The sequence below is a fragment of the Paenibacillus sp. 01T47 genome (assembly GCF_056398245.1).
This window is the reverse complement of sequence record NZ_JBFTPA010000063.1, coordinates 1-2,242: the sequence shown is the minus strand read 5'-3', so window position 1 is coordinate 2,242 and position 2,242 is coordinate 1. Positions and strand designations below refer to the sequence as shown.

The following is a 2,242-nucleotide window of genomic DNA, read 5'->3' as shown; positions in this document are numbered from 1 at the left end:
GTAATTTGTTCAATCCGTTGATTTTGTGCGTCTGATTGCTTAAACTTCATAGTAAGAGCGCCTCCTTGATGTGTTGTCGACAAACCCATCATACCGAGGTGCTCCTTTTTTGACAAAGACTATTTCTTAGCCTCAACAGGAATGTTTAGCGTAATGGTAAACTGTACCTTGGCTCACTACTTAACGCTTATATACTGACGTTCTTTCCACTCGAACTCATTCCCCAATCGAAATGTGGATAGTTCAATCACTAGATCGAGTTCTTTTTTAGGAGTATCCGAAAATCTCTCCTGTCCGTGCGCCCAGCAGCAATACAGTTCTAAGTCCTCACCTATTTCCATATTACGGCGTAAGTATTCGAAAAGCTCTACTAAGCACTTTTTGCTTGTCTGGTATAAAATGGGGTGCGAATGTTTAATTTCGTCATTGATCTCGAAGGAACCTCCTTCGGGGTTCACTTGGTAAACAAATGGATGACGGAAAAGATGCGAGGATTGTCTGGTAATGGGACCGGTTATATATAATCCTGCTGCATCCTCTTCCGTATCGTAGACATCCATAAGTTTGTCCCCTTTTGGGTATTTCTCCAGTAGTATTTGCATATTGAGTTGATCCTTAGCGGCATGGTTCACATTCGTTACGTAATCATTAATCGTCATAACCGTTTTTTTCTGTCCGAACGAGCCTGTCGGCAGCTCATGGCTTGCAGCAATATAATAAAATAGGGTCACAATGTCAATCTCATCTCCTATCTGAAACTATTTTCCAAAGCTTTTAATATCATTTATTCTACCTAACCGCTCCATTAACCTGCGCGTTAGCTTAATAAAAAGAGCAGGATACCGTAGTACCTGCTCATCAATGTCTTTTATTCAACTATCGTTTCCCGTTTGATTAACGCGAGGATTTATAAGCCCTCTTTTCCCATTAACCTATTTGATTGTAACTTTCGCCTAGGTTTTTAGCAAAATTATTTAATGTAATACCGCCGATAATTGCCAAGAACACAAGAATACCAACAAAAAGTAAAATTCGTTTTTTCATTCGATTATTAGCTCACCTCGTTTATGAATCCTGAATATGTAATAATTTAGACTCTATCTGCGATAAAAGGTTACGCTATCCTGCCCATCAGCTTAACGAGAAAGGAGCAGTTGCCATCGACTAACTGCTCTATGGTCCGTTCAACTATCGTTCCGTTAGTTAAATAAATTTGTTGTCTGTTTTTATGGAGTGTCTTCGTCGCTTTTGTACTCCAAAATATCACCTGGCTGACACTCCAAAGTCTTACATATCGCTTCTAATGTTGATAAACGAACCGCTTTTGCTTTCCCATTTTTAAGAATGGAAAGATTCGCCATAGTAATTCCAACCCTCTCCGAAAGCTCCGTTACGCTCATTTTTCGTTTTGCTAACATCACATCAATATTAATAATAATTGCCATATGCTCCACCTCAGACTGTTAAATCATTTTCTGATTTTATATTAATAGCTTCTTGTAAAAGTCTTTGAAGAACAGCAGCAAAAACGGCGATCACCATAGAGGCGAAAATAATGACCATTCCCATTGGTATGAAACTTGGTGGGTCAACTTTCTTCCCCAAGAGATAGTAGAGTGGCATACCCAGCAGGTACAAGGTACTGATTGTGATGGCACAGTATTTTATATTCTTTAAAGCATTTACCGATAAATCCGAGAACGCTTGGTTCTTATCAATATAGCTTAAAAGTTTAAAAGCTTGATACAGAGCAAAGTAAAAAGGAATCGCTGCTGCGTACATATCGATTAAGACGAGAGATTTCATATAAGCCATTTCTGGATACAATTCTACAGCAAAATTCCCAATCTTAGGCACCAAAAATATGTACAAAACAAGAATTGGGATTCCAATAAAAATAACAGCTATCTTCAAAAAGAGTGTTTTTCCTCGTTTCATAAACTGCACCTCGCTTATTTAATGTCAGTTTTTACTTTACCACAAAATATATCGTTTTACGATAAAATAATATCGTTTATATAAAAATAAAGAACATTTCTCATTACAAAGAAATGCTCTTACTTTAAAATGTTAAATTTACAACTTATTCAACAAAACTGCCCGTTAACATTCCTGTAGGTGTTAGTAGATTCAATTTGCAGTAAAACGAACGCCCCGCTAGGATGAGTATGTACTGGGTTGGAGCCCTCAGAACTCACCTTAGGAGGCGTTATTATGAAGTCTAGACTAACTAAAGCTCAAA

The 2,242-nt window shown here is 37.6% G+C and carries 3 protein-coding genes; all 3 read right to left on the bottom strand.

The window, feature by feature from the left end; all coding sequences use genetic code 11:
- Positions 1-176: 176 nt before the first annotated feature.
- Positions 177-731: a hypothetical protein gene (locus AC1DOV_RS34635; RefSeq protein ID WP_477552157.1), complete on the bottom strand. Its 555-nt coding sequence runs from the start codon at positions 729-731 to the stop codon at positions 177-179.
- 495 nt (positions 732-1,226) lie between these two features.
- The gene (locus AC1DOV_RS34630; RefSeq protein WP_477552156.1) at positions 1,227-1,445 is read right to left on the bottom strand and encodes a helix-turn-helix domain-containing protein; all 219 of its coding nucleotides are present in this window, start codon (positions 1,443-1,445) and stop codon (positions 1,227-1,229) included.
- Positions 1,446-1,455: 10 nt separating this feature from the next.
- Positions 1,456-1,938 carry a DUF2975 domain-containing protein gene (locus tag AC1DOV_RS34625; protein WP_477552155.1) on the bottom strand — a complete coding sequence of 161 codons (483 nt, stop codon included), beginning with the start codon at positions 1,936-1,938 and terminating at the stop codon, positions 1,456-1,458.
- Positions 1,939-2,242 lie beyond the last annotated feature (304 nt).